Annotated in this window: 22 protein-coding genes; 12 read left to right on the top strand and 10 right to left on the bottom strand. The window is 69.4% G+C overall.

Translation table 11 applies throughout. The annotated features are described in order from the left end of the window. Nucleotides 1–67 precede the first annotated feature (67 nt). Nucleotides 68–1084 carry an alcohol dehydrogenase gene (locus HEB94_RS13255; RefSeq protein ID WP_192750162.1) on the bottom strand — a complete coding sequence of 339 codons (1017 nt, stop codon included), beginning with the start codon at nucleotides 1082–1084 and terminating at the stop codon, nucleotides 68–70. Between the two features lie 307 nt (nucleotides 1085–1391). Between HEB94_RS13255 and HEB94_RS13250 the strand changes: the two genes are divergently transcribed. Both HEB94_RS13250 and HEB94_RS13245 read left to right on the top strand, forming a co-directional pair. Then, entirely contained in the window at nucleotides 1392–1964 is a 573-nt protein-coding gene (locus HEB94_RS13250; RefSeq protein WP_192750161.1) for a TetR/AcrR family transcriptional regulator, read from the top strand. A 180-nt stretch (nucleotides 1965–2144) separates the two neighbouring features. Next, nucleotides 2145–2489, top strand: a complete 345-nt coding sequence (locus HEB94_RS13245) for an RNHCP domain-containing protein (protein WP_192750160.1) — start codon at nucleotides 2145–2147, stop codon at nucleotides 2487–2489. 76 nt (nucleotides 2490–2565) lie between these two features. Here HEB94_RS13245 and HEB94_RS13240 read toward each other — a convergent pair whose 3' ends face one another. Then, a complete protein-coding gene (locus tag HEB94_RS13240; protein ID WP_192750159.1) occupies nucleotides 2566–3084 on the bottom strand; it encodes a DUF4396 domain-containing protein in 519 nt (172 codons plus the stop codon). Nucleotides 3085–3508: 424 nt separating this feature from the next. On the opposite strand from HEB94_RS13240, the gene HEB94_RS13235 reads away from it, so the two are divergent. Next, the gene (locus HEB94_RS13235; protein ID WP_192750158.1) at nucleotides 3509–4519 is read left to right on the top strand and encodes an alcohol dehydrogenase catalytic domain-containing protein; all 1011 of its coding nucleotides are present in this window, start codon (nucleotides 3509–3511) and stop codon (nucleotides 4517–4519) included. Between the two features lie 117 nt (nucleotides 4520–4636). Continuing rightward, a complete protein-coding gene (locus tag HEB94_RS13230; protein ID WP_192750157.1) occupies nucleotides 4637–5536 on the top strand; it encodes an SDR family oxidoreductase in 900 nt (299 codons plus the stop codon). Nucleotides 5537–5575: 39 nt separating this feature from the next. On the opposite strand, the gene HEB94_RS13225 is transcribed toward HEB94_RS13230, so the two are convergent. Next, complete coding sequence (locus HEB94_RS13225; RefSeq protein ID WP_192750156.1) at nucleotides 5576–6949, bottom strand: alkaline phosphatase PhoX; 1374 nt, start codon at nucleotides 6947–6949, stop codon at nucleotides 5576–5578. 345 nt (nucleotides 6950–7294) lie between these two features. On the opposite strand from HEB94_RS13225, the gene HEB94_RS13220 reads away from it, so the two are divergent. Further along, the gene (locus HEB94_RS13220) at nucleotides 7295–8236 is read left to right on the top strand and encodes an endonuclease/exonuclease/phosphatase family protein (RefSeq protein WP_202896320.1); all 942 of its coding nucleotides are present in this window, start codon (nucleotides 7295–7297) and stop codon (nucleotides 8234–8236) included. Nucleotides 8237–8246: 10 nt separating this feature from the next. Here HEB94_RS13220 and HEB94_RS13215 read toward each other — a convergent pair whose 3' ends face one another. Next, the gene (locus tag HEB94_RS13215) at nucleotides 8247–9008 is read right to left on the bottom strand and encodes a polysaccharide deacetylase family protein (RefSeq protein ID WP_192750154.1); all 762 of its coding nucleotides are present in this window, start codon (nucleotides 9006–9008) and stop codon (nucleotides 8247–8249) included. A gap of 58 nt (nucleotides 9009–9066) precedes the next feature. Continuing rightward, nucleotides 9067–10032 (bottom strand): DMT family transporter, encoded by a 966-nt coding sequence (locus HEB94_RS13210; RefSeq protein ID WP_337918526.1) that lies wholly within the window; start codon nucleotides 10030–10032, stop codon nucleotides 9067–9069. Nucleotides 10033–10391: 359 nt separating this feature from the next. Here HEB94_RS13210 and HEB94_RS13205 point away from each other — a divergent pair, with 359 nt between their 5' ends. From HEB94_RS13205 to HEB94_RS13190, 4 genes are all read left to right on the top strand, one after another. After that, nucleotides 10392–11552 (top strand): MGDG synthase family glycosyltransferase, encoded by a 1161-nt coding sequence (locus HEB94_RS13205; protein WP_192750152.1) that lies wholly within the window; start codon nucleotides 10392–10394, stop codon nucleotides 11550–11552. 115 nt (nucleotides 11553–11667) lie between these two features. Beyond that, nucleotides 11668–12225, top strand: a complete 558-nt coding sequence (locus tag HEB94_RS13200) for a winged helix-turn-helix domain-containing protein (protein WP_192750151.1) — start codon at nucleotides 11668–11670, stop codon at nucleotides 12223–12225. After that, the gene (locus tag HEB94_RS13195; RefSeq protein ID WP_192750150.1) at nucleotides 12218–13108 is read left to right on the top strand and encodes an SRPBCC family protein; all 891 of its coding nucleotides are present in this window, start codon (nucleotides 12218–12220) and stop codon (nucleotides 13106–13108) included. Before HEB94_RS13200 ends, HEB94_RS13195 begins: the two co-directional genes overlap by 8 nt. Nucleotides 13109–13179: 71 nt before the next feature. After that, the gene (locus HEB94_RS13190) at nucleotides 13180–13929 is read left to right on the top strand and encodes an SDR family NAD(P)-dependent oxidoreductase (RefSeq protein ID WP_192750149.1); all 750 of its coding nucleotides are present in this window, start codon (nucleotides 13180–13182) and stop codon (nucleotides 13927–13929) included. Between the two features lie 51 nt (nucleotides 13930–13980). On the opposite strand, the gene HEB94_RS13185 is transcribed toward HEB94_RS13190, so the two are convergent. The 4 genes from HEB94_RS13185 to HEB94_RS13170 are packed head-to-tail and all read right to left on the bottom strand — an operon-like array spanning nucleotide 13981 to nucleotide 18495. Beyond that, on the bottom strand, nucleotides 13981–15198 hold the full coding sequence (locus tag HEB94_RS13185; RefSeq protein WP_238361515.1) for an ABC transporter permease: 1218 nt from the start codon (nucleotides 15196–15198) through the stop codon (nucleotides 13981–13983). Then, the gene (locus HEB94_RS13180; RefSeq protein WP_192750148.1) at nucleotides 15195–15929 is read right to left on the bottom strand and encodes an ATP-binding cassette domain-containing protein; all 735 of its coding nucleotides are present in this window, start codon (nucleotides 15927–15929) and stop codon (nucleotides 15195–15197) included. The genes HEB94_RS13185 and HEB94_RS13180 overlap by 4 nt, the downstream gene beginning before the upstream one ends. After that, a complete protein-coding gene (locus HEB94_RS13175; RefSeq protein WP_192750147.1) occupies nucleotides 15926–17533 on the bottom strand; it encodes a peptidoglycan-binding domain-containing protein in 1608 nt (535 codons plus the stop codon). The genes HEB94_RS13180 and HEB94_RS13175 overlap by 4 nt, the downstream gene beginning before the upstream one ends. Further along, complete coding sequence (locus tag HEB94_RS13170; protein ID WP_192750146.1) at nucleotides 17530–18495, bottom strand: hypothetical protein; 966 nt, start codon at nucleotides 18493–18495, stop codon at nucleotides 17530–17532. The genes HEB94_RS13175 and HEB94_RS13170 overlap by 4 nt, the downstream gene beginning before the upstream one ends. Nucleotides 18496–18744: 249 nt before the next feature. Here HEB94_RS13170 and HEB94_RS13165 point away from each other — a divergent pair, with 249 nt between their 5' ends. From HEB94_RS13165 to HEB94_RS13155, 3 genes are all read left to right on the top strand, one after another. Next, nucleotides 18745–19299, top strand: coding sequence for a SigE family RNA polymerase sigma factor (locus HEB94_RS13165; RefSeq protein WP_238361514.1), 555 nt, complete (start codon nucleotides 18745–18747; stop codon nucleotides 19297–19299). A gap of 6 nt (nucleotides 19300–19305) precedes the next feature. After that, nucleotides 19306–20337: a hypothetical protein gene (locus tag HEB94_RS13160; RefSeq protein WP_192750145.1), complete on the top strand. Its 1032-nt coding sequence runs from the start codon at nucleotides 19306–19308 to the stop codon at nucleotides 20335–20337. A gap of 221 nt (nucleotides 20338–20558) precedes the next feature. Next, nucleotides 20559–21185, top strand: a complete 627-nt coding sequence (locus HEB94_RS13155) for an SH3 domain-containing protein (RefSeq protein WP_192750144.1) — start codon at nucleotides 20559–20561, stop codon at nucleotides 21183–21185. A gap of 108 nt (nucleotides 21186–21293) precedes the next feature. Here the strand turns inward: HEB94_RS13155 and HEB94_RS13150 are convergent, their stop codons facing one another. Then, nucleotides 21294–22691: an alkaline phosphatase PhoX gene (locus HEB94_RS13150; RefSeq protein WP_192750143.1), complete on the bottom strand. Its 1398-nt coding sequence runs from the start codon at nucleotides 22689–22691 to the stop codon at nucleotides 21294–21296. Nucleotides 22692–22994: the final 303 nt, after the last annotated feature.

Here is a 22994-nt window from a genome sequence, read left to right as displayed (position 1 = left end):
GTTCTGGGAGCGCGATTCAGCGCTTCTGAACCGCGCTCCCAGGCCCGGCGGCGCGCCTTCGCAGGCGTCAGGCGGCCGGGTCGAGCACGATGCGGAACCGCGCCTGGCCGGCCATCATGCGCTCGTACGCCTTCGGCGCCTCGGTGAGCGGCATCGTCTCGGTCATCGGACGGATGTCGTGGCGGGCGCTGAACGCGAGGTTGTCCTCGTTCTCGATCGCGCTGCCGGTGAGGCTGCCCGTGATGGTGCGGGTGCCGAAGATGAGGTCCGGGGTCGAGACGGAGATGGGGTCCTGCGCCGCGCCCAGGACGAGCAGGCGACCGCGCGGCGCGAGACCGCGGATCAGCGGGGTCATGGAGCCACCGCTCGCGGCCGTCGCCAGGATGGCGCTGGCGCCGCCCAACCGCTGCAGCGCCTCGGCCGGGTCCTCGGCGGTGCTGTCGATGTACTCGTCCGCGCCGAGTTGGACCGCCAGTGAGGCCTTCCCCGGCCCGCGCGCGATGGCCGCGACGCGGTAGCCGAGCCGGTTGGCGTACTGCACTCCGAGGTGGCCGAGGCCGCCGATTCCCTGGACCGCGACCAGTGCTCCCGGACGGCCGCCGGCCTGCCGCAGCGCGCTCAGCGTGGTGAGGCCCGCGCACAGAAGTGGTGCGGCCTGGACCGACGCCATGCCGTCGGGAATCCGGACCAGTCCGCTGGTCCTCGCCGTGACGACCTCGGCGTACCCACCGTCGACGGTCGTGCCTGTCTGCTCCTGGTTGACGCAGTTCACGAAGTCGCCGCGCCGGCAGCTCTCGCACTCGCCGCAGTGACCGGCCAGGTAGCCGACGCCGACCCGGTCGCCGACGTGCCACGCGGTCACGCCGTCGCCGACCGCTTCGATGACGCCGACGATCTCGTGGCCCGGAACGATCGGCCGGCTCGGGTCGGCCCGCAGCCCTTCGGCGGCCAGGGCGTCGGAGTGGCAGACCCCGCAGCTCTCCACCCTGATCCGCACCTGGCCCACGGGCGGAGCTGTGACCTCCCGGGTGACGAGCTCGAAGTTCCGGGATCCGGTCACCTGGAACGCGCGGTAGGTGGACATGTGTCTCCTCAGGACGAGGACGCCGCCGAGGTCAGGTTCTGGCGGCGTCGGTGTGAGTGGTGTCGGTGTGAGTGGGTGCACCTCGTGCACGTCGTGTTGCCGGTCCGGCCGGGCTTCTCGGGCCCCTGGCTGGACGGCGGGCCGACCCGTGCGGGAGTCGAACGGAGACAATATGACCGGTCGTCTTAGATGCTGTCAAGGCTGCTCCGGCGCGGAGAGGGCGTAACGAACACCACAAGGCCACCGCCGAGGACGTGGGTTACCCTGACCGCGAGACGAACGGTCATCTTGCGGCAAGGAGGCTCCGATGGCCAGGCGGAGCATGCGGGAACAGATCGTCGACGCGGCGGTCGATCGCTTCCACGCACGGGGCTTCAACGCCGCCGGCGTGAAGGACATCACGGACACGGCGGGCGTACCCAAGGGCTCGTTCTACAACCACTTCTCCAGCAAGGAGGACCTGGCCGTCGTCGCGCTGGAGAAGTACGGCGCCAGCCGTCGGTTGCAGGATCTCGAGGACACCAGCGTCGAGCCCCTCGTCCGACTGCGCCGCTACTTCGAGTTCCTCCGCGACGAGATCGTCGACCTGAAGTGCACCCGCGGCTGCCTCTTCGGCGACTTCGGCACCGAGATCGTCGACCACAGCGAGGTGATCCGCGAGGCCGTAGGGCAGAGCTTGCAGCGGTGGGCCACCGCTTTGTCGGGCGCGATCCGCGAAGCCCAGGAAACCGGCACGGTCAGCGCCGACATCGACGCCGAGACCATGGCCCGGTTCATCCTCAACGCCTGGGAGGGCACGCTCATCTCCGCGCGTTCGGACCGGTCCGCGGACGCCCTGAATCCGTTCTTCGACGTGGTGTTCGGCACCCTGCTCCGCTAGGAACGCCCGCCCCAGCAACGACGCACGCCAACCAACCCCCCGAACCCCGCGCCGCGGCGATATTCGATTGACGCCCCGGGCGGGTTCCTGTTCTGCTGTCAGCTCCTGATCGAGCACCTGGACCGAAAGGAGGCGAGCCGTGTCACTCCAGCCTGAAACCCTCGCTCCGAAAGGTCTTCCTTGGCATTCGCGCGTTCCTTTCAGTGCGGACACTGTGGCGTAGAGGTCTCTCTCGACGCGCCAGGTACGACGCATCGCAATCACTGTCCCAGCTGTCTGTGGTCGAGACACCTCGATCGCAACACCCCCGGCGACCGTAAGGCCGAGTGCCCCGGCGGGATGGAACCCATCGCCGTGACGGTGCGCGGTCAGGGTCGCTGGGTTCTGATCCACCGTTGCCTGAAGTGCGGGCGACTGCGCCTCAACCGCACCGCCGGCGACGACAACGTCCTCTTACTGGTACGCCTCGCGGCTCTCCCGCTGACGATGCCGCCCTTCCCGCTCCAACGCCCGCAGGACGACTAGGACACGACCTGGACGTGCCTGCCAGGTCGCACGGAGGCGGGCCTGGCAGGCACTGTGGGCGTCGCGTCACCGGTCGTCAGTGGTACGCGTGGACCACCGCGTGGCCACGACCGCGCGCGATCATCCAGCGGTTGACGGGCACGGTCAGGACGAACGCGAGCAACAGCGAGAACGCCAGCGCCACCCAGAACAACGCGGTGGCAAGGCCCGCGTCCATCGCGCCCGGCACCGCGACCATGACGGTGTTGTCGATGATCTCCATGACGGCGATCGAAACGGTGTCGGCGGCGAGCGCGACCTTCAGGGCCTGACGGACCGGCAACCCGGCGCGGAGGACGCCGCGCATGGTGAGCGCGTAGCCGAAGACGAACGCCAGCGCGATGGACACCGCGACGGTCGCGCCGTTGTGCAACGCCAGCGACGTACCGACGACCATGCCCAGGATCTCGCCGATGGCACAGCCGGTGAGGCAGTGCGCGGTTGCCTGGGCCGCGGTCCGCCAGCTCGCGTGTCCACCGTGCTGATGCTCATCATGCTGGTGTCGCCGGTGCTGCTGGTGGCGAGTGTGGTCAGACTCGTCTGCCGACTGGTGCATCGGTTCCTCCGGGAGGCGCGGAACAGTTCTGTCGGCAACGCCAACCACATACCCCCCACGGGTATTCCGACGAGGCGGAAGAGCAGGGCCGACACCTGGAACCGATGCGGGGACGCCCGCCGAGGGAGTCCATGTGGGCGATCGATGTTCACGCCACATCGATCCGAGGGTCGGACTCCGCGCGCGGCCGCGGGGTTCGTAACCGTTTGTGGTGATGCTCAGACGACATCGATGGCGTCGCAAGAAGCCTTGGACCCGCACCTGGCGTCGGTGAAAGACTGACGCCAGAGAGCACGTGCGTCCGGCGGACCGTGCTCCCAACGGGTCGAACCAAGGCTGGGCCGAATATCGCTACCTGTCACGACAACACGGTTCGTGACCGATGGGGCGACGCAGGAACCAGCACCGAGTCGAGGAGTACCTCATGCGCGCTGCCATCGCCACCGCGGTCGACACCCCGCTGTCCCTGACAGAGCTGGAGGTGCCCGAGCCTGGTCCGGGTGAGGTCCTCCTCAAGATGACGGCCTGTGGCGTCTGCTTCTCCGACCTGAACCTGGTACGTGGCCACTACGCCTTCGCCCGGTTCCCGGTCGTGCCCGGCCACGAGATCACGGCCACGATCGCGGCGGTCGGGCCTGACGTCACCTGGCCGGCGGTCGGTACGCCGGTCGGCGCGCAGTTCCTGTACGACTCGGACGGCCACTGCGACTACTGCGCCCGCGGCGAGCAGATCCTGTGCCCCCACAAGCGGATCACGGGCATCGTCGTCAACGGAGGTTATGCGGAGTACGCCGTCTTCAAGGCCGACTTCGTCACTCCCCTGCCGGAAGGACTCGACCCGGTGGCCGCCGCGCCACTAATGTGCGCCGGCCTGACGGCGTTCAACGGCCTGCGTAAGGGGGGCGCCGACGCCACCTCGCGGGTCGCGGTCATCGGCACCGGGGGCATCGGGGCCCTGGCCATCCAGTACGCCAAGGCGATGGGCGCCCGCGTCGCTGTCCTCGGCCGCTCCCGCCGCGGCGAGGATCGCGCCAAGCAACTCGGCGCCGAACTCTTCATCGCCACCGAGGACTCCGACCCCGCCGCCGCGCTCAAAGCCTGGGACGGCGGCGCGAACCTCATCCTGAACGCGTCTCCCTCCACCTCCGCGGCTGCGGCGACCCTTGGCGGCCTGGCTCCCGACGGGACCCTGCTGCTGTGCGGGTACGGCTCGGAGCCGCTGAATCTGCCCACCCAGCCGATGGTCCTCAACCGGCTGCGAGTGATGGCTTCGCCGTCCGGGTCTCCGCACGACCTGCGGGACACCCTCGCGTTCTCCGCGATGCACGGCATTCTTCCCGAGTACAACCCGATCACCCTGGACGAGGCGCCCGACGCCCTCGAGGCCCTCGGCAGAGGTGGCAGCGGCATCCGTTCGGTCATCACCTTCGACTGACCGCCGACCCGACCCACACCCACGTCACCCGGCACGGTCGTGTCCGATCGTGCCCACACCCAGCCGTGTCCTCCTCCGGCCGGGACGTCAACGCAGCCGACGACCTGAGGTTCTGTCATGGGAAAATCCATCATCATCACCGGCGCCAGCTCGGGCTTCGGGGCGCTGAGCGCACGAGCCCTCGCCGACGCCGGCCACACGGTGTACGCCGCGATGCGTGACACCGCGGGCCGGAACACCTCGCGGGTCAACGACGCGGCGGCGTACGCCAGTGCGCACGGAGTCGACCTGCGCACCGTCGAGTTGGACGTACTGTCGCAGGAGTCGGTCGACGCCGCGATCGCGACCGTTCTCTCCGAGCAAGGCGTCATTGACGTCGTGATCCACAACGCGGGCCACATGGTCACCGGCCCCGCCGAGGCGTTCACCCCGGAGCAGATCGCCGCGGTGTACGACACGAACGTGCTCGGCACCCAGCGTGTCAACCGCGCCGCGCTCCCGCACCTGCGTTCACGAGGCGAGGCGCTGCTGTTGTGGATCGGTTCCAGCAGCACCAAGGGCGGCACACCGCCATACCTCGGCCCGTACTTCGCCGCCAAGGCCGCCATGGACGCCCTCGCCGTCAGCTACGCCGCGGAGCTGGCCCGCTTCGACATCGAGACCAGCATCGTCGTACCGGGTTCCTTCACCCACGGCACGAGCCACTTCGCGAACAGCGGGCACCCCGCCGACCAGAGTGTCGTCGCCGCGTACGAGGAAAGGTACGCCGGCCTGGTGGATCAGGTTTCGCAGCGTCTCGCCGCGATCGCTCCGCCGGACGCGGACGTGTCCATGGTGGCCGACGCGGTCGTGAAGCTCGTCGACACTCCGCACGGCGAGCGACCGTTCCGGGTCCACGTCGACCCTGCCAACGACGGATCGGAGGAGGTCAGCGACGTCGCGGACCGCACCCGCGCGGAGTTCCTCCGACGCGTCGGCCTCGGCGGCCTTCTCTCCCCCTACACGCCGTCCGCCTGATCGAGCGGCCCCTCACCTCCACTCGACACATGGGGTGGGTCAGGAGTCGCTCTGGCGGGCCCAGGGGCCGGTGACCGCGAACGTCGTCCCCGGGTTGTAGACGTTGAAGTAGAGCGTCCTACCGTCGGCGGAGAACGCCGCGCCCGCGAACTCGCCGTACTCCGGTTCGGCGTCGCTGCCGATGTTGAGCCGGTTCCTCGCGATCGGGAAGGTCTCCCCGGCCGCCGTCGTACCGAGCACGTAGTTGTCACCGCCAAGGTCCTCGCACACCATCAGGCCGCCATATGGTGAGAGCGCGATGTTGTCCGGACCTTCGGTGACCTGCTCGGCGGGGTCGTAGCCGAAGACGACCACGAGTTCGAGGGTGCTGGCACGGGGGTCGTAGCGCCAGACCTGACCGTCGTGGTTGGCGCTGGACCCTTCGTTGTCCCGGGCGTAGCTGGAGACGAAGTACGCCGAACCATCGCCCCAGTAGGCGCCTTCGAGTTTCTGGCCCCGGGTGATCCCGGCGGGACCGTAGTCCTGCAGCCGTGTCGAGGTGGTGGTCGCCTCCGGGTCGGGCACCCGCACCCACTCGATGTCGGTGAACGTCGTTCCAGGTTCCTGCACCAGCGACAGGTCGGGGAGGTCACGGACCCGCATCGCCTCGAGGGTTCCGCCGGCGCGGAGGCTGCCGTGACCACCGAGGGGGCGCTCGGGCAGGAAGCGGTAGAAGAGCCCGAACGGCTGGACGAACGCGTCCTCCGTCTCATAGACCACACCGGTCCGCGGGTCGATCGCGACGGCCTCGTGCTGGAAGCGTCCCATCGCCGTGAGCGGGGTGGGCCCGGCGTTGCGGGCATGGTCGAACGGGTCGACCTCGAAGATCCAGCCGTGGCTCATCGTGCTGCCAGGTGGCGGATCCTCGGTCTCCTCGCAGGTGAGCCACGTTCCCCAGGGCGTGATGCCTCCGGCGCAGTTCACGTAGGTGCCCGCGAGACTGACGTACTCCTGCGTGATCGAGCCCGCCCGCACGCGGAGCGTGCTCGTGCCTCCAGGTCCCATCGGGTCGTAGGTGTGGGTGGTCGCCGCGCGAACCGGGTGGGGTACCCCGACCCGGCACTCGTGGTTGCGGACCAGCAGGGTCGTCCTGGCAGGTCCGGCGAAGGAGCCCATCCCGTCGAAGCGGCTCGGTACGTTGCCGCCGCCGGAGCGGAGCTGATCACCTTCCCTGCTGAGGATTCGGTATCGGAATCCGCGTGGTAGGTCGAGGATGCCGCGACGATCCGGAACCAGCGGACCGTAGCCGACCTCGGGACCGGACGAGCCAGCGGCAGGATTCGCGGCGAACAATGCGCCGAGCGTGCCTGTCACGACGATGCCGAGTCCGAGAGTTCCGGAGCGGGACAGCACTTCACGTCGGGTCACGTCCATGTGATCCTCCTCGCGCGTAGGCCTCGCAGCGACGCTGCCAGGCGGCCAGATCGCTTCTTCGACGACTCCCGTTCATCTGAAATTCATTGACGGCGGTAACGGTAGACGCGGGACAAAGCCACGTCGAGGGCTTCCGGGCGGGCCGAGATCGGCAACCCCCTCGAGCGTCACGAGACGTCCCCGTTCGCACTGGTGACTCTCGCCCCCGCCCACCAGGACGGATTGGTGAGGACCGCCCCGCTGCGGCGCTCTACCGTCGGCAGCAGCGGCCCGGTATCCAACGGGCGGCCCATCGACGCCGCCATGGGACCGCGGCCATCCGTCGGTCAGCCGAGGGGGAACGTCGTGGTCACCGTCGCGAGCTGGAACGTGGAGAACCTGTTCTGCCCGGGAACCGAGGCCGGACCGACGTCACAGTCGGCGTACCGCGAGAAACTGGACGCGCTGGCCGGCACGGTCTCCCACCTGGATCCCGACCTGCTCGCGGTGCAGGAGGTCGGTGACCCGGATGCGGTGAGCGACCTGCTCGCGGCGTTCGGTGGACGCTGGCACAGCGAACTCGCCGATCCCGACGGTCGAGGAATCCGGGTCGGGATCTTCTCGCGGCGACGACTCCACGACGTGGAGCAGATCACCGCCTTCCCGGACAAGCTCGCGCCGGTGCAGGTCGACGACGACGGCAGCACCCTCGCGGACATGGGGAGACCCGCGCTGAGAGTCCGCGTCGAACTGGGCGACACCTCCGTCGATGTGGTCAGCTGTCATCTGAAGAGCAAGCTGCTGACGTTCCCCGGTGGCCGGTTCAACGCCCGGGACGAACACGAACGCGCCCGCTACACCACCTACGCGCTGCACCGCCGCGCCGCCGAGGCCGCCGCCGTCCGCGCGTACGTCACCCGCCTCTTCGACGACAACGGCCAGAATCTCGCCGTCATCGTGGCCGGCGACCTGAACGACGAGCCGGAGGCCGCGACCACGCAACTCCTGCACGGCCCGCCCGGCTCGGAGATCGGGACCGACGGGTTCGAGCGGCCCGACAAGGGCGACGCGCAGCGGCTGTGGAACCTCGGGCCACTGATCCCCGAGGCCCAGCGCTTCTCCCGGATCTATCGCGGCCGCGGTGAGCTGATCGACCATCTGCTGGTCAGCCACGTCCTCGTCGGCGCGGTTTCGTCTGTCGGTACGGGCGACACCGGCATCGTCTCCGTCACCGACGACCCCGAACAGCGCCGTGACGAGACCGGATCCGATCACCGTCCGGTCGTCGCGCGGTTCGACCTCCCGTAGCCCGAACCGGTCAGGCTCGTCGAAACTCAGGCGGTGCCGGATCCGGGGGGTTGGGGAGGCCGTGCTCACCGAGCGGCCCGACCGACCAGCCGCTCGCGTCGCAGTGGTCCACGATGCGGTCGAGTGCGTGGAGGGTCGCGCGCCAGCAGCCGGGCGCCGCAGACACGTCGGAGTCGTGCAGAAGGACGGTGTCACCGCCGGTCAGGTGTCGGACGACGCGTTCGCTCACCGTGTGGGCGTCCCGGTGCGCGAGCCAGTCCCGACCCGCCACGGTCCACAGCACGGGGCGCAGGCCAAGTCGTCGTGCGGCGGCGTACCTCGAGGCGGTCAGGAAACCGTAGGTCGGACGGAACCAGTTCGGTCGGTAGCCGGCCGCCTCGCTGATCACCTGGTAGGCCTCGGTCAGCTCGGCGCGGTCCCGCCAGGGTCGCGTCGGCAGGTCGTGCCGCAGGCCGTGTACGGCGATCTCGTGTCCGCCCGCGTGGATCGCCGCCACCACCCCCGGATCGCGGAGGACCTGTTCGGCGAGCAGGAAGAACGTCGCGCGTGCGTCCAGGTCCGAGAGGCGTTCGAGGATGAGCGGGGTGGCGACCGGATGCGGGCCGTCGTCGAACGTGAGCGCGACATGGCGCGAGTCCCCCCGACCGGCCAGCGTCGGCAGGATCCGACGTATCGGCGGAAGCCAGCCCGCGGCGGGCAGCAGGTCCGCGACCACCGCACCGGCCGCGAGCACTCCTGCCGCCCCCGCGGCCACTGCCAGCCGACGCGTCATTCACCTCTCGTTCCCGTTGTCCGGGTGGGCTAGTCGCGTCCGGGAGGCGACGACTCGGTCAGGAAGGCGCCTCGTCCTGTCCGTCGGAACCCACCTCGCTGGTGGCGTGGGACTCCTCGCCCGTGACGACGCCGGCGACCAGGGGTGACCGGGAGAGTTCGACCGCACCGCCGATGATCAGGGCGAGTCCGACGATGGCGAGTGCGAGCCACCCGCCGAGCCGCAGGTCCTCCTCGAAGAGCAGCACGCCCAGCACCAGGCTGACCAGGGCGTCCCCCACGGTGATCGCCGGTTGCGCGGCGACCAGGGAGCCGGCCTGATAGGCGTTCTGCAGCAAGAAGACGGCCACCACGCCCGCGATGATTGTGGCGTACAGCTGCCACGTGGTGAGGAACGCGACGGCCCCGCCGCCAGAGAGTTCTCCGGTCGCACTCTTCATCAGCGCGGCGGTCAGCGCGAACATCATCGCCGCCGAGGCGCCCAGGGCAGCGGCGCTGGCCCCGCCGCGGGTCGCGCGACCGAGCATGACCAGCACGGCCACTCCACCTGCGGTCGCGACGAGGGCCAGCATCCAACGCAGCGGCGCGACATAGGAGTGCCCACCAGACGGCGAAACGGCCACCACGAGCGCGATCACGCCGATCGTCACGCTGAGCGTCCCGATCAGTGATCCCCGGGTGATCGGACGCTGGAGCAGGAGAGATGCCAGCAGCAAGGTGATCGGTAGCTCCACCATCATGACCGGCTGCACCAGGGCCAGCGGGCCGGTCAGCAAGGCGACGAACTGGAACAGTGCACCACCGATGATGCCGAGGATGCCAAGCCACCACAAAGGTCGCCGCGCCATGTCCACCAGCAGCGCCAGTCGGAATGATTCCTTTCCTGGCGCGTTGCGCGCCTCGTGGCGCTGCAACACCGACGCGAAAGCGTTACTGGCTGCCGCGAGCGCCGCGAGAATGGCGGTGAGAATCAATGTGACCTGCCGAGAGACTGGGTACCTCCAATGGTGCCCGGACCTGGTCACACGACGCGCGACTGATCGGACACTCACGTGGTTCGTAGGAGGGCGACGACGAAGCGAGGCACGTGTGTCCGGCGGACGAACCCCCCGTACCGCTTCGCGAACGTCACCGCCCGACGAACCTTCCGACGGTGGGCCCTTCTGTTCTACACAATCCCCACCCACCGCCGTCAAGCAGTGATTGACAGGGTTGGGGCCGTTCGGACCGGCCTTGTCCCGATCGGACGCGCCAGCGTCAACCGTTGCTTGACAATGCCGCCGTTCGCCCCGGTTCGCGTGGCTGGTCCCCTTTCCGCCGCCCGCACCGCGCCCGAGCGCGAGTCCGAGTTCGAGTCTGAGTCTGAGTTCGTACGGCAGGACGCATGACCGCCCGGCCGGAACCTCGACCGGACGCGGGGCGCCGGTATCTGATCATGTCGGCGAGCATGGGCAGCGGACACGACGGGGTGGCCCTCGAACTCGCCCGACGGCTGCGGGAACGCGGCCACACGACCTACCTCGTCGACGTGCTCGACCTGCTGCCCGCGGGGTTCGGCGTCGGCGTCCGCGGCATCTACGGCCTGATGCTGCGCCACGCCCCGGGCCGCTACCAGCGGGTGTACGACGCCTTCGGTGATCCGCGAGAGGGCCGCAGGATGATCGAACCGCTCGTACGGCTGGCCGCTCCGGCGGGGCACGCGGCGCTGCGCGAGATCGCACCGGACGCGGTGTTCAGCACGTTCCATCTGGCCGGCGCGGTCGTCGGACGACTGCGCGAGGAGGGTCGGCTGGACGTGCCGACACTCGTCGTGATCACGGAGTTCAACCCACACGCGGTCTGGTTGTCCTCCGGAAACGACGCCTATCTGTGCCTGACCCCTTCCGGGCAACGTACCGCCGCGACGCTGGTGTCGGGGCGTGCGCACTGGCTCGGCCCGATCGTGCGGCCGGAGTACGAGCGCCCGAACCCCGACGCACGACCTACGCCACCTGCCGTCGCGGCCAGACCCCCGACCGTGCTGGTCTCCTCGGGATCCTGGGGCGTGGCCAACGGCCTGGCCGACACGGTGCGCGCGTTGGCGTCCACCGGGCGCTACTTTCCGCTGGCCCTGTGCGGACGCAACAGCCGCCTGCTCGACGAGGTACGCCGGGTCGCCGGACCCGAGCACGCTCTCGGCTGGCGCGAGGACCTCCCCGACCTGGTCGCGGGCGCCTACGCCGTGGTGGAGAACGCCGGCGGACAGACCTGCGCCGAAGCGTTCCGGGCCGGCACCCCGGTCGTGATCCATGCGCCGCTGCCAGGGCACGGCCGGGCCGCCGGCCGTCATCTCACCCGGGCCGGGCTGGCCCGCCGGTCCGACACGCCCCACGACCTCGTGACGGCACTGGACGCACTGCACCCCGACGGACCGGCGAGGTTCGAGCAGATCGAGCGCGCCCGGACGATCTTCCGCGCCGACGGCATCGACCTGCTGCTGGCACTGGCCGAGTCGGGTACCGCGGGCGACGCGGTGGCGCCGGCCCGGTTCGGTCGACACCGCTGACGTCCGCTCCTCCGCTTCGTCCCCTGCCCTGAGTCGCATCGGCTCTCCTGTCACACCCTTCTCCAGTCCCGCTGCATTGACAAAGAAAGTTTTTATGTACGAGGATGACTTTGCGATGAGAGACGTTCTGTACCTGGACCAGGTGGAGCAGGCCGAGGCCCTGCTCAAGCCGCAGCGCATCGAGGTGCTGCGGCAACTCGCCGAGCCGCGTTCCTGCACGCAGGTCGCGAGCCGGCTGGACCAGACCCCGCAGCGGGTCTACTACCACGTGAAACGCCTGGCCGACGCCGGCCTGGTTACGCAGGTGTCCGAGCGCCGGGTACGCGCCATCCACGAGGGCATCTATCAGGCGGCCGCCCGCTCCTACTGGCTGTCGCCCCGCCTCGTCGGCCGAATCGGCCCGCAGACGAGCCGCGACGCGCTGAGCCTCGGCTACCTGCTCGACCTGATGGAGGAGGTCCAGGCCGACGTCGCGGCTCTCGATCCTTCCGCGCCGGAGCTTCCGTCCATCGGGGTCTCCGGCGAGATCCGGGTCCGCCCGGAGCAGCGTCAGGAGTTCCTTGCCGACCTCAGGTCCACCCTGCAGGACCTTTTCACCCGTTACGGGGGCGCAGAGGGCGACGCCTTCAAGCTCGCTGTCGCCTGCTATCCGAAGGGAAGAACCGATGACTGAGCCCATGACGCTGCGCGTCCGAGTCCGAGCGCCGGTCGCCGACGTGTACGACGCGCTGACCGACGCGCAGGCCCTGCGCGTCTGGCTGGCCGAGCACGCCGAGGTCGACCTCCCGAACCGCTACGAGTTCTGGGGCCGTCACACGCCCGAGGGAGACGCGCCGCGTCAGGAACTCCTTCACGTCGACGACCAGACGCTGCGCTTCTCCTGGCGGATCGACGACACCGACACCACCGTGGAGTTTCGCGTCGAACCCGACGGAGCACAGGCCACCATCCTGACGATCGTCCACGCCGGCCTACCGACATTCGCCGACATGATCGCCGGCGCCGGAAAGCTCGCCGTCCTGCACACCTTCTGGGCGCTCTCCGGCGCCAACCTGGTCGATCATCTGGAGGGACGTCCGCTCACTCCGAAATGCGACTTCACCTCACCGAGGATGCGGGAGGAGTTCGTCATCGACGCCTCGGCGCAGGACGTCTACGACTCGATCATCGACCCCGACGCGTTCGCCAGGTGGTTCGGCGCGCGGATCGACCTCGAACCGTATGTCGGCGGCCGCTGGGCGATGGGCGGCTTCCACCTGGACCCGTCACCCGCGAAGATCCTGGAGCTCGAGTCCGGCAGAAAGCTCTCCATCGCGTGGGACGACGGCATGACCAGCATGACCAGCACCTGGGAGCTCGCCGAGTCGGACGGCAAGACCACCTTGACGTTCGTCCAGAGCGGCTTCGACGAACAGGACCCGCCCTACGACTCCTGGATGGGCTGGCTCGGCGGCTTCGCCGAGCTCCGGCGTTACCACGAACTCCCGAACTGGCGGCCGATGTGGCTCGAGGTCTCCGTGGACGGCATGCCGGAAGGAATGCTCACCATCGAGTGATCAGGCCTCCCGGAAACCTCGACGCCACGACACGGCCGTGGGTACCGAACCATCGACGAGGAAGGTACGACATGTTGTTGCCCGGACGGAACGCGATCATCTACGGCGGCGCGGGCGCGATCGGCAGCGCGGTCGCCCGGGGCTTCGCCCGCGAGGGCGCCACCGTCCATCTCGCCGGCCGTACCGTCTCGCGGCTCGAGGCCGTGGCCGAGAAGATTCGGGCAGCGGGTGGCAAGGCCGAGATCGCGCAGGTCGACGCGCTCGACGAGGCGGCCGTCGACGAGCACGCCGACGCCGTGGCCCGCGATTTCGGAAGCCTCGACATCTCCTTCAACCTGATCTCGCACGGAGACGTCCAGGGCACCCCGCTCGCCCAGATGCGGCTCGCGGACCTCGAGGCCCCGGTCGTCACAGCCGTCCGCACCACGTTCCTCACCTCGAAGGCGGCGGCCCGACACATGATCCGGCAGGGTTCGGGCGTGATCCTCATGTTCGGCGGTTACGGCGACCCGATGCCCAACCTGGGCGGTCTCCAGGTGGCCTTCGGCGCGGTGGAGGCGCTACGACGCAGCCTGGCGGTCGAACTCGGCCCACACGGGATCCGCGTCCTGACCCTGCAGACCGGTGGCGTACCCGAGACACTCCCCCAGAACTTCGAAGGACGCGACGCCATCGTCGAGGGCATCGTGGGGCAGACGATGCTGAACCGCGCTGCAACCTTCGAGGACGTCGGGCACGTCGCCGCCTTCGCCGCCTCCGACCGGGCACGCACCATGACCGCGACCGCGTTCAACATCACCTGCGGCTCCGTCGTCGACTAGGGTGCGTCTCCCCCATCGAGCCGGTGAAGCGAGCGGGGCATCCGCGCCGGGTCAGGAGGGAGCGCGCAGGGCGTCGACGGGTTCCATCCGCGCGGCGCGCAGCGACGGGTACAGCCCGGCGAGCAACCCGACCAGGGCACCGGCGAGCGGAGCACCGAGAGCGAGCCGGTAGTCCAGCACCGGCGTCCAGTGTTTGGCCGCCGCGACGCAGACCACGACGACCACTCCGGTCGCGGCACCGATGACACCACCGAGCAGACCGATGGTCGCCGACTCCAGCAGGAACTGTGCCGAGACCTGTCGTCTCGACGCACCCAGCGCACGCCGCAGGCCGATCTCCGCGACCCGCTCCATCACCGTCACCAGTGTCACGTTGGCGATGCCGATCGCACCCACCACCAGGGAGACCAGGCCCAGCACCAGAAAGAGACTGTTGACGTCGCCCTCCACGCCCTTCCTGGCCTTGGAAAGGTCCGGCGGAGCCAGCACGGTGAGGGTGTTCGGCGAGCCTGGCGCGAGTGCGACCGGCGCCTGCCGGGCCACCTGCTGCGCGGCGCCGAGCCTGGTGTTGACCAGGACCCGGGTCGGGTGTTCGAGGCCGACCCGGTCCGCCGCGGTCGTCGGCGGCAGGATCACCGCGGTGGAAAGCCGCTGCTCACGTTGGATTCCGCCGAGGATCCCGATCACCGTGTAGGACTGGCCCTCGAAGAAGATCGCGGGCGCGTCCTGCACCGCGCGGATGCCGAGCAGGCGGGCAGCCTGGTCGCCGAGCACCGCCACCTGGTCGTGCCGGGCGATGTTGCCGGTGTCGAAGAACCGCCCGGCGGCCATCGCGCCGCGGACGGCCTTCGGCAGGTCGTCGGACGCGGCGACCACCGCCAGGGACTGCCCGAGCGCACCTCCCGGCGCGATGACGTTGTTGGCGCGTACCTGGACGTTCGCGGTGGTGTCGGAGTCGGCGAGCGCCGCGACCGACTCCACACCCGCGAGGCGTTCGACGGCGTCGGTGCCCGACCAGTCCACGAGGCCGTCGTCGCCGGGTTGGGAGGGCGCCACGACCGTCACCGAGGTGGCGGTGAGCGCGCTGAACCTGCCGACGATCTGGTTGCCGGCGGTGGAGGCGACACCGATGGTGATGACCAGGGTGGCGATGCCGAGGACCGTTCCCAAGGTGGTGAGAACCGACCGCATCGGCCGGGCGAGCACGCCCGCCAACGCCTCTGTCCACAGGTCCCTGGGATCCATGAACGGACGCCGCGGAGCGGTCATCGCCGCTCCTCGCTGAGCCGCCCGTCGCTGATCCGCGTACGCCGACCCGCGCGAGCACTGACCGCCTCGTCGTGGGTGATGACGACCAGGGTCATTCCCTGCGCGGAGAGTTCGTCGAAGAGGTCCAGCACCGAGCGGGTGTTCTCACTGTCGAGGTTGCCGGTGGGCTCGTCGCACAGCAACAACGCCGGATCACTCATCAACGCCCGGGCGATGGCAACCCGCTGACGCTCACCACCGGAGAGCCGATCGGGCCGGAAAGTCGCGCGGTGTTCGACGCCCACCCGGGCCAGCGCCGCCCTCGCGCGTTCGGGACGGCTCGCGCGGCCACGTCCCGGCCGGGCTCTGCGGTAGGCCTCCGCCAGCATGACGTTCTCCTCCGCGGTCCGGTACGGCAGCAGATGGAAGGACTGGAAGACGAACCCGATCCGGCTGCCGCGCAGGGCGGTGCGTTCGAGGTCGGAGAGCGCGTTGGTCTCGACGCCGTCCAGCCAGTACGTTCCCGAGCTGGGTCGGTCCAGCAGTCCCAGCGTGTTGAGCAGCGTCGACTTCCCAGAACCGGACGGCCCGATGATGGACAGGTGCTCCCCGCGTCGCACCGTCAGGTTCACCTTGCGCAGGGCGTGCACCGGCGGGACCGATTCGAAGGTCCGATCGACACCGCTGAGCTGGATGACGGTGTCAGCGTCCGGTGCGTCCGGTGCGGGAGCGGAGGTCGTCGCGGCCGTCACTGGCCGACCACCACCTGGTCGCCCTCCTTCAGCGTGCCGTCCGTCGGCTTGACCTCGACCAGGTCACCTGAGGACAGTCCCACGGTGACGGGGACGTTCTTGGCCCTGCCCGCTCGGAGGACCTGGACGCGCGCCTGCCCGTTCGCCGACGTACGGACCGCGACGAGTGGGACCGCGAGCACGTCGCCGTCCGACGCGCCCACCTCAATGGTCACCTTCGCCGACAGCCCGGCGTTCCGTGCGAGCTGCCCGGAGTCGGTGACGGCGATCTGGAGTTGCACCGGCGCGGAGGGTCCGCCTGGCACCGCGGCGTCGGCCGGCGCGGCGTCCCCTGCTGCCGCGTCCGCGTCTGCCGCGTCGGCGTCTGTGTCTGCCGGGGCGCCGTCTTCCGAGGAACCGTCGTCCGACTTCGCATCGCCGGCCGCGGCGTTCGCCGATGTGGCCGAACCGCCGATCGCCCCGACGACACCCTTCGCCTCCGTGCCGTCCGGGAGCTGGATCCGCGCGTTCATGCCGGTCCGCAGCGAGGTGGCGTCGGCTCCGGGCACCACCGCCTGCACCACGACCTCGGAGCTGGTCACCGTCCCGATCTGCCCGGACGGTGTGTCGCCGACCCGCACCGACACCTTGCTCATCCGGACCGGGAGTTCGGGGAAGAACACCACCTCACCGGCGGGGACCTTCGTGCCGTAGGAACTCTGGAAGGCGGTGAGGGCCGCGTTGGCCGTGTCCAGCTGGTTCCGGGCTGCCCTGATCCGCAGCTCGCGGGCTTCGTCGCTCTCCCCGGTCCGCGCCGCACCAGCATGTGAGGTCGTGCCCTTACCGGATGGCTTGTCGGCGGGTGGGGTCGTGTCGGCGGGTGGGGTCGTGTCGTCGCTCGGGGGCGGGTCATCGCTGGGAGGCGTGCCGTCCGGCGACGGCTTGCCCGGCTCCGCACCACCCGTGGGATCGGCCGGTGGCTCGGGAGCCTCCGCGTCGAGGAGGGCCTGCTGCGCGCCGTACACCGCTCCCTGCAGTTCGCCGAGCCGCTGCCGGTCGGCGACCGTCGGCTCCTGCGGCTGGTAGTGCTTGCCGCGGTACCAGCGGGTCACCGCCGACGCGGTCTCCTGACGGTACGTGCCGCTGACTGCACCCGGGTCGTAGCCGAGCCGGCGCAGCGCCTGCTGAAGCTGGCGTACGTCGTCACCCGACGTGCCCGGGCGGAGCGTCCGGTACATCGGGACGGCTCCCCGAAGTACCAGCACCGGCCGGCCGCTCACCTCCATGAGGACGTCGCCCTCCTTGAGGACCCGGCCGGCGACCGGTGCCTTGGTGACCCGCTGGGCGAGCTCGCCGTCGCCGTCCGAACTCGCCGAGCTGCCCACGGAGCCGGCCAGGGTGAGCGGGCGCGGTGAGGCGAACTCCACCGAGCCCTGCGCCACCACCGACGCGGTCAGCGGCTGCCGTACGACGCCGACGGTGATCGGGCGCGCCTTCGGCGGCTGCTGTGCCGCGGCCGCATCGGCGGGCGACTGCATCCTGCTCCCGGCGAACCAGCCGCCGGCTCCGACGAGAGCGACCACGAGGACGACGGCTCCCAGTCTGGCGGAGCGGCTTCGCGTCATCCGTTCGATCCGTGGTACGGGTGCTGCTTGAGCTTGGGGAAGTAGTCGGCCCGGAACTCCTTGCCACACTCGAGGTCGGTGAGCGCGAGGTGGATCTCGTTGGTGAGTCGGGAGAGGGCCTCCTGCCTGGTCAGGCTGGTCGGCCCGGTGGGCGGGAGCGTCTCGGCGAAGGAGAACTTCACCGCGTCCCCGATACCGGTCGGCTGGGTCGTGGAGACGCTGACACCCTCACGTCGCAGACACGACGCGTACGACTGCGCCAGCGCCACCAACCGCGGGTCACCGTCGAGTGCCTGAGCCGACTCCCGATCCTTCTCCTGGTTCGCCGCCGACTCCTGCTCCAGTTCGGCGGCCGACTTCTCCGGCCCGTACACCTGTTCCTGGGTCCGCGCCATACAACCACCGAGCTTCTTCCGACCAGCGACCATCCGCGGCGTACCCATCAACGCCTTGTCATAGGCCGACCGCTGAGCCGGACCCAACGAGTTCACATACGCCGACTGCGCGGACGGCGCCGGCTCGCTCGCCTTACTGCCCGGTGCCTTCGGATCATCCGGATACACCGCACCGGAATAGAACCCGAACCCGTACTTCCCCCGAAACGCCTTCGCCGCCGCGTAATCCGCCCCATCCACCGCCGCCGCCAGGTCCTGCCACTCCTGCACATGCGGGGTGTACACAAACCCCTGCTCCCGCATACACGACGCCATCGCGTTCTCCATCAGATACGCGTTCCGCGTCTCCGGCGACACATCCCCAGGAACGGACAGCAGTCCAGCGGAGTCCGTCGTGGCCTCGACACTGGGCGTCGCGGTGTCACCAGGCGCGGTGTCACCAGGCGCGGCGCCGGCGCGCGCATCGCCGGCCGACGCGTCGGAGGGAGCGGACTGGCCGCACGCGGCCAGGAGGGGCAGCAGACCAAGGGCCGCGACCAGCATTCGGATACCGCGAGACTTCGACATGGCACCTTTCCGTCGGCAGCGTCGTGATCGGGTGACTCACTGCCCTGTGAAGGCCCTGGACCGCCCACTGTCCTGCAGTCCTCGCCTGTGAGCTGTGCCACATCGCCGAATGGGCCGCGACGACACGTGCCGCTGGGATGTACGACCGCGTCGCGAACGAGCGGTGCCGCGGCAGCCCGAAGCCGCGATACCCCACCGGTAGTTCCCGGCGTACGGTATGGCTCGCCCGCACCTGGGAGGCCGGAGCCGATGCCTTCCAGCCGAGTCGGTGCGGGCCTCGACGCGGAGGGACGAGCATCGCCGATGGGGAGGACGCAGGACCGCGAGTTCGACGACTTCGTCGCGTCCCGCTGGCCGGCCCTGCTCGGCTACGCACGGCTGCTCACCGGTGGCGACCGGCACCGGGCCGAGGACCTTCTCCAGGAGGCTCTGGTCAAGCTGTGGTTCGCGTGGCCGAGAGTGTCGGCGGAGATGCCCGAGGCCTACGTACGCCGGGTGCTGGCGCGGGCGGCGGCACGGTCGGCGAAGCGACGGTGGTGGGGTGAGCGCCCCACCGAACAGCTCCCGGAGCCTCCGGCCGTGGACGATCTGACCGGCACGGTGGACGAACGCACCCGACTCGAGTCGGCACTCGCACGGCTGCCGGTTCGGCAGCGGGCCGCCGTCGTGCTCCGCTACTACTGCGACCTCTCCGACAACCAGGTCGCGGACGTGCTGGACTGTCCCGTCGGGACCGCCTCGTCACTCGCGTCGCGGGGCGTGGCGAAGCTGCGCACGCTCCTGGCCGTCGAGCCGGTGTGGTGAAGAGACATGGACGACTTCGAATCTGATCTGTCCCGCATGATGCGGGAGACGCCGGACGTCGTGGCCTTCGAGCCCGAGCAGCGAAAACACCTCCGCGCCCGCATCCGGTCCCGCCGGCGCGGGCGGGCCGCGCTGATGCTCGGGGGGTCGGTGATGGCGCTCGCCGGAATCGGCTTCGGACTGCTCGCGTTGCCCGGGGCGTTCCCCACCCGGTCGGAGGTGGCGAGCGCACCCTCCGCCAGCGCGCCGGCGACCGGCCGGGACGGTTACCTCACCGTTCCTGGGGATGTGTCGCCGGAGACGCGGAACGCGTATCTGATGGAGAACGCGATGGCGTCGTGTATGCGGGAGCAGGGGTTTGTGTACACCCCGCATGTGCAGGAGTGGCAGGACCTGGCGGCGGCGGTGGATGGGGCGGATTACGCGGCGGCGAAGGCGTTTCGGGGGAAGTACGGGTTCGGGTTCTATTCCGGTGCGGTGTATCCGGATGATCCGAAGGCACCGGGCAGTAAGGCGAGCGAGCCGGCGCCGTCCGCGCAGTCGGCGTATGTGAACTCGTTGGGTCCGGCTCAGCGGTCGGCCTATGACAAGGCGTTGATGGGTACGCCGCGGATGGTCGCTGGTCGGAAGAAGCTCGGTGGTTGTATGGCGCGGACCCAGGAACAGGTGTACGGGCCGGAGAAGTCGGCCGCCGAACTGGAGCAGGAGTCGACGGAACGGAAGGCAAAAGACCAGGCCTCGGCCCAGGCGCTCAACGACGACCCCCAACTCGCGACCTTGGCCAAGTCGTACGCGTCGTGTCTGCGACGCGAAGGGATCACGGTGTCCACGACCCAGCCGACGCGCATCGGCGACGCGGTGAAGTTCGACCTCGCCACCAACCTTCCCCCTGACGGGGTAACCAAGGTCTCGAGGCGCACCGCCCAGTCGATGCTCGACAAGGAGATCCACGTCGCCCTCACCGACCTCGAGTGTGGCAAGGAGTTCCGGGCGGCCTACTTCCCCAAGCTCAAGGAGCATCCCCGCTATCCCGGCTGAGGTGCCCGTGCGGGCCCGGACCGGCCGGACCACGCCGCACAGTCCTTCCCCGAAGAGATCGAAAAGTGATCATCGCGCCTGCAACGGACGCGACAACGAGACCGTCTTCTGATCACAGTCAACGGGGGACGTCCGGAAGCGTGCGGCGAACAGGGCGGTGTCAGCACCACCATGCTCGATCTCGCTACCGCGTGACGGCGTCCATGTCATAAGGGGAATCGATGAGGTTTCGGAGTCTGCGCGGTCTCGCCCTGGCGGCCGCGGCCGTCGTGTCCGTCCCGCTCATAGGTCTGGCCGCACCCACGGCCAGGGCCGCACCGACAGGATCACCCGCCTACCAGGCGGCCGCGGCCGCACCTGCCGACAAGGGGGACTACACAGGCAGGGTGATCGCTCCGGTCGCCGTTCGCACCTACTTCACCACCGCCGCGAGCCGCATCGGGACCCTGAACAAGGGCGCCAAGGTCTCCATCTGGTGCAAGGCCAACAGCGTCCCGGTCGACGGCAACCCACGCTGGTACATGCTCTCCCTCGACGCGAGGCACTGGGTGAGCGCGCGTTACGTCACCAACGTCGGAGCCGCACCGCAATGGTGCCTGGGACACGGGCCTCGGGGGAAGGTCATCGCGAGTCCCAACGTGACGGTGCGAACCGCGCCCACGACGAAGGCCGCTTCGGCTGGTCGACTGCCGTACGGGAAGATCGTCAAAATCGTCTGCAAGGTGAACGGACCCGCTGTCGACGGCAACCCCCGTTGGTACCAACTCTTCGACGGGCGTTGGGTGACCGCTCGCTACGTCATGAACGTCAAGGACCCCCTCTTCAACCTTCCGGTTGCGTGCGGCTAGGGCGTATCCCGTTCAGACATGCCCTGTACCCACGTGGGGCGAACGTCGTTGTGGACGTTCGCCCCACGCGCCGTCAACGTAGCCTTGCTCCTCCGTCGGGCCTTTCGTTTACAGGGAGCCGTCGCGGAACGGACCGGTGATGGCGAACGTGATACCCGGGCTCTGGGCGTTCGCGAACAGCCAGTTACCGCGGACCGGTTCGAACGTCGAGCCGCACCATTCGGAGGAGGAGTAGTCCCCCGGCGCGACTCGCTTGCCGGGAACGCCGCCCGGCGGGATGACGATCTGGTTCAGCGCGAACGGGAAGATCTCGCCGTCCGTGGTGAGCCCGTGGAGGTACTCCGCGGAGTCGCCGTCCTCGCACAGGACGATGCCGCCGCGCGGGCTGACGCAGATGTTGTCCGGTGCGTTCAGCACGTTCGCGTCGGGCGAGGCGAACAACACCCGCATCGTCTCCTCCGCCGGGTCGTACTCGAAGACCTGCCCCTGCCCCCGCGGTCCGCCGCTCGTCGACACGATGTAGATCCGGTCGTTGCCCCACCACGCGCCCTCGAGCCGCCGGAAGACCGCGGCACCGAGCGCCGCACCCTGGAGGGCGGGGCGTACCTCACCAGGCGCGTAGTCCGGGTTCGAGATCGGCACCCACGAGGTGCGATAGCTCATGCCGGTGCCGTCGGTGTAGGTGGAGTAGGACGAACCGTCCTCCGTCTCCACCACGAGCATCTGCAGCTCACCGCCGGCCACGAGGTCACCCTTCTTGGCGGGCAGGTAGCGATAGAACCCGGACGGAGTCTCGTCCTCGGTGAGGTAGACGATGCCGGTTCGGGGGTCGACCGCGACGGCCTCGTGGCTGTAACGGCCCATCCCCTTGATCGGCCGCGGGTCACCCTTTCCGTCGTAGGGCACCTCGAAGACATAACCGTGCCGGGTGCCGTCCGGGCCGAGGGTCGTCGTCTCCTCGCAGGTGAGCCAGCTGCCCCACGGGGTCGGGCCACCCGCGCAGTTGCGGATGGTGCCGGACAGGCTTGCCCACGACTCGACGAACTCGCCCTTGTCAGGGTCGAACACGAGGTTCGACGTACCGCCACCGGCCTGTGGGTTGTAGGCGGGGTCGGTGAACGCCCCGTCGAACCCGCCGCGCTCGTGGTTGCGCACGATCGCGATCTTGCCTTCCGGACGTCGGAAGGCGGCCATTCCGTCGTGTGCGCTGGGCGTCGGAAGTCCGTCCGACATCTCGTCGCCGGTCCAGCCGTAGGTGAGGTACTCGAAACCCTTGGGCAGCTTGATGAGTTCCAGGCCGGTCGTGTGATCCTTGACCGGGTAGAGGGGGCCATAGTCGGGGCTCGAACGCCGCTTGGACAACGGAGCCGCACCAGCCGTGCGAGCACCCAGTGCCTCCAGCGGTCCGAGTGCCATCAACGATGCGGCCGTGGCGATGGTTCCGCGCAGGAGCTGACGGCGGCCAGGATTGCCTGCGGTGGCGCCGCCGGGAGCGGTGTCGGTCACGTCTTCTCCTTTCGTCGCGAGACAAGAACGTTGTTGCGAACGTATGCGGAGGTTCGCCGCGCTGCCCGAACGGAGATCGAAGACTGACCAAACAGCACGCGACACCACGGCGTGTCCCCAGCGACTCGCCGTACGACGCCTTTACCGTCCCTTTGCGAAAGCCCCTCTCGACGGGTGGTGGACGGGTACAGCGTGGTCGCGATTCGCGGGTGTCGGAGTCGACCTGCGGTCAGGTGGTCGCGAGATCCGTTCCCAGGCTCAGATGCCCTTGTTTTGTTGGGGTTGTTGTCGGTGGTCGGGTCT

Source organism: Actinopolymorpha pittospori, from assembly GCF_014873875.1.
Taxonomy (GTDB): Bacteria; Actinomycetota; Actinomycetes; order Propionibacteriales; family Actinopolymorphaceae; genus Actinopolymorpha; species Actinopolymorpha pittospori.
This window is presented reverse-complemented; position numbering and strand designations above follow the sequence as displayed.

Coding starts and splice junctions, on each gene's coding strand:
- HEB94_RS13240 (WP_192750159.1), bottom strand. CDS start 3,084: ATGCACCAGTCGGCAGACGAGTCTGACCACACTCGCCACCAGCAGCAC.
- HEB94_RS13250 (WP_192750161.1), top strand. CDS start 1,392: ATGGCCAGGCGGAGCATGCGGGAACAGATCGTCGACGCGGCGGTCGAT.
- HEB94_RS13225 (WP_192750156.1), bottom strand. CDS start 6,949: ATGGACGTGACCCGACGTGAAGTGCTGTCCCGCTCCGGAACTCTCGGA.
- HEB94_RS13215 (WP_192750154.1), bottom strand. CDS start 9,008: ATGACGCGTCGGCTGGCAGTGGCCGCGGGGGCGGCAGGAGTGCTCGCG.
- HEB94_RS13160 (WP_192750145.1), top strand. CDS start 19,306: ATGGACGACTTCGAATCTGATCTGTCCCGCATGATGCGGGAGACGCCG.
- HEB94_RS13155 (WP_192750144.1), top strand. CDS start 20,559: ATGAGGTTTCGGAGTCTGCGCGGTCTCGCCCTGGCGGCCGCGGCCGTC.
- HEB94_RS13190 (WP_192750149.1), top strand. CDS start 13,180: ATGTTGTTGCCCGGACGGAACGCGATCATCTACGGCGGCGCGGGCGCG.
- HEB94_RS13200 (WP_192750151.1), top strand. CDS start 11,668: ATGAGAGACGTTCTGTACCTGGACCAGGTGGAGCAGGCCGAGGCCCTG.
- HEB94_RS13230 (WP_192750157.1), top strand. CDS start 4,637: ATGGGAAAATCCATCATCATCACCGGCGCCAGCTCGGGCTTCGGGGCG.
- HEB94_RS13255 (WP_192750162.1), bottom strand. CDS start 1,084: ATGTCCACCTACCGCGCGTTCCAGGTGACCGGATCCCGGAACTTCGAG.
- HEB94_RS13170 (WP_192750146.1), bottom strand. CDS start 18,495: ATGTCGAAGTCTCGCGGTATCCGAATGCTGGTCGCGGCCCTTGGTCTG.
- HEB94_RS13195 (WP_192750150.1), top strand. CDS start 12,218: ATGACTGAGCCCATGACGCTGCGCGTCCGAGTCCGAGCGCCGGTCGCC.
- HEB94_RS13235 (WP_192750158.1), top strand. CDS start 3,509: ATGCGCGCTGCCATCGCCACCGCGGTCGACACCCCGCTGTCCCTGACA.
- HEB94_RS13205 (WP_192750152.1), top strand. CDS start 10,392: ATGACCGCCCGGCCGGAACCTCGACCGGACGCGGGGCGCCGGTATCTG.
- HEB94_RS13185 (WP_238361515.1), bottom strand. CDS start 15,198: ATGACCGCTCCGCGGCGTCCGTTCATGGATCCCAGGGACCTGTGGACA.
- HEB94_RS13175 (WP_192750147.1), bottom strand. CDS start 17,533: ATGACGCGAAGCCGCTCCGCCAGACTGGGAGCCGTCGTCCTCGTGGTC.
- HEB94_RS13165 (WP_238361514.1), top strand. CDS start 18,745: ATGCCTTCCAGCCGAGTCGGTGCGGGCCTCGACGCGGAGGGACGAGCA.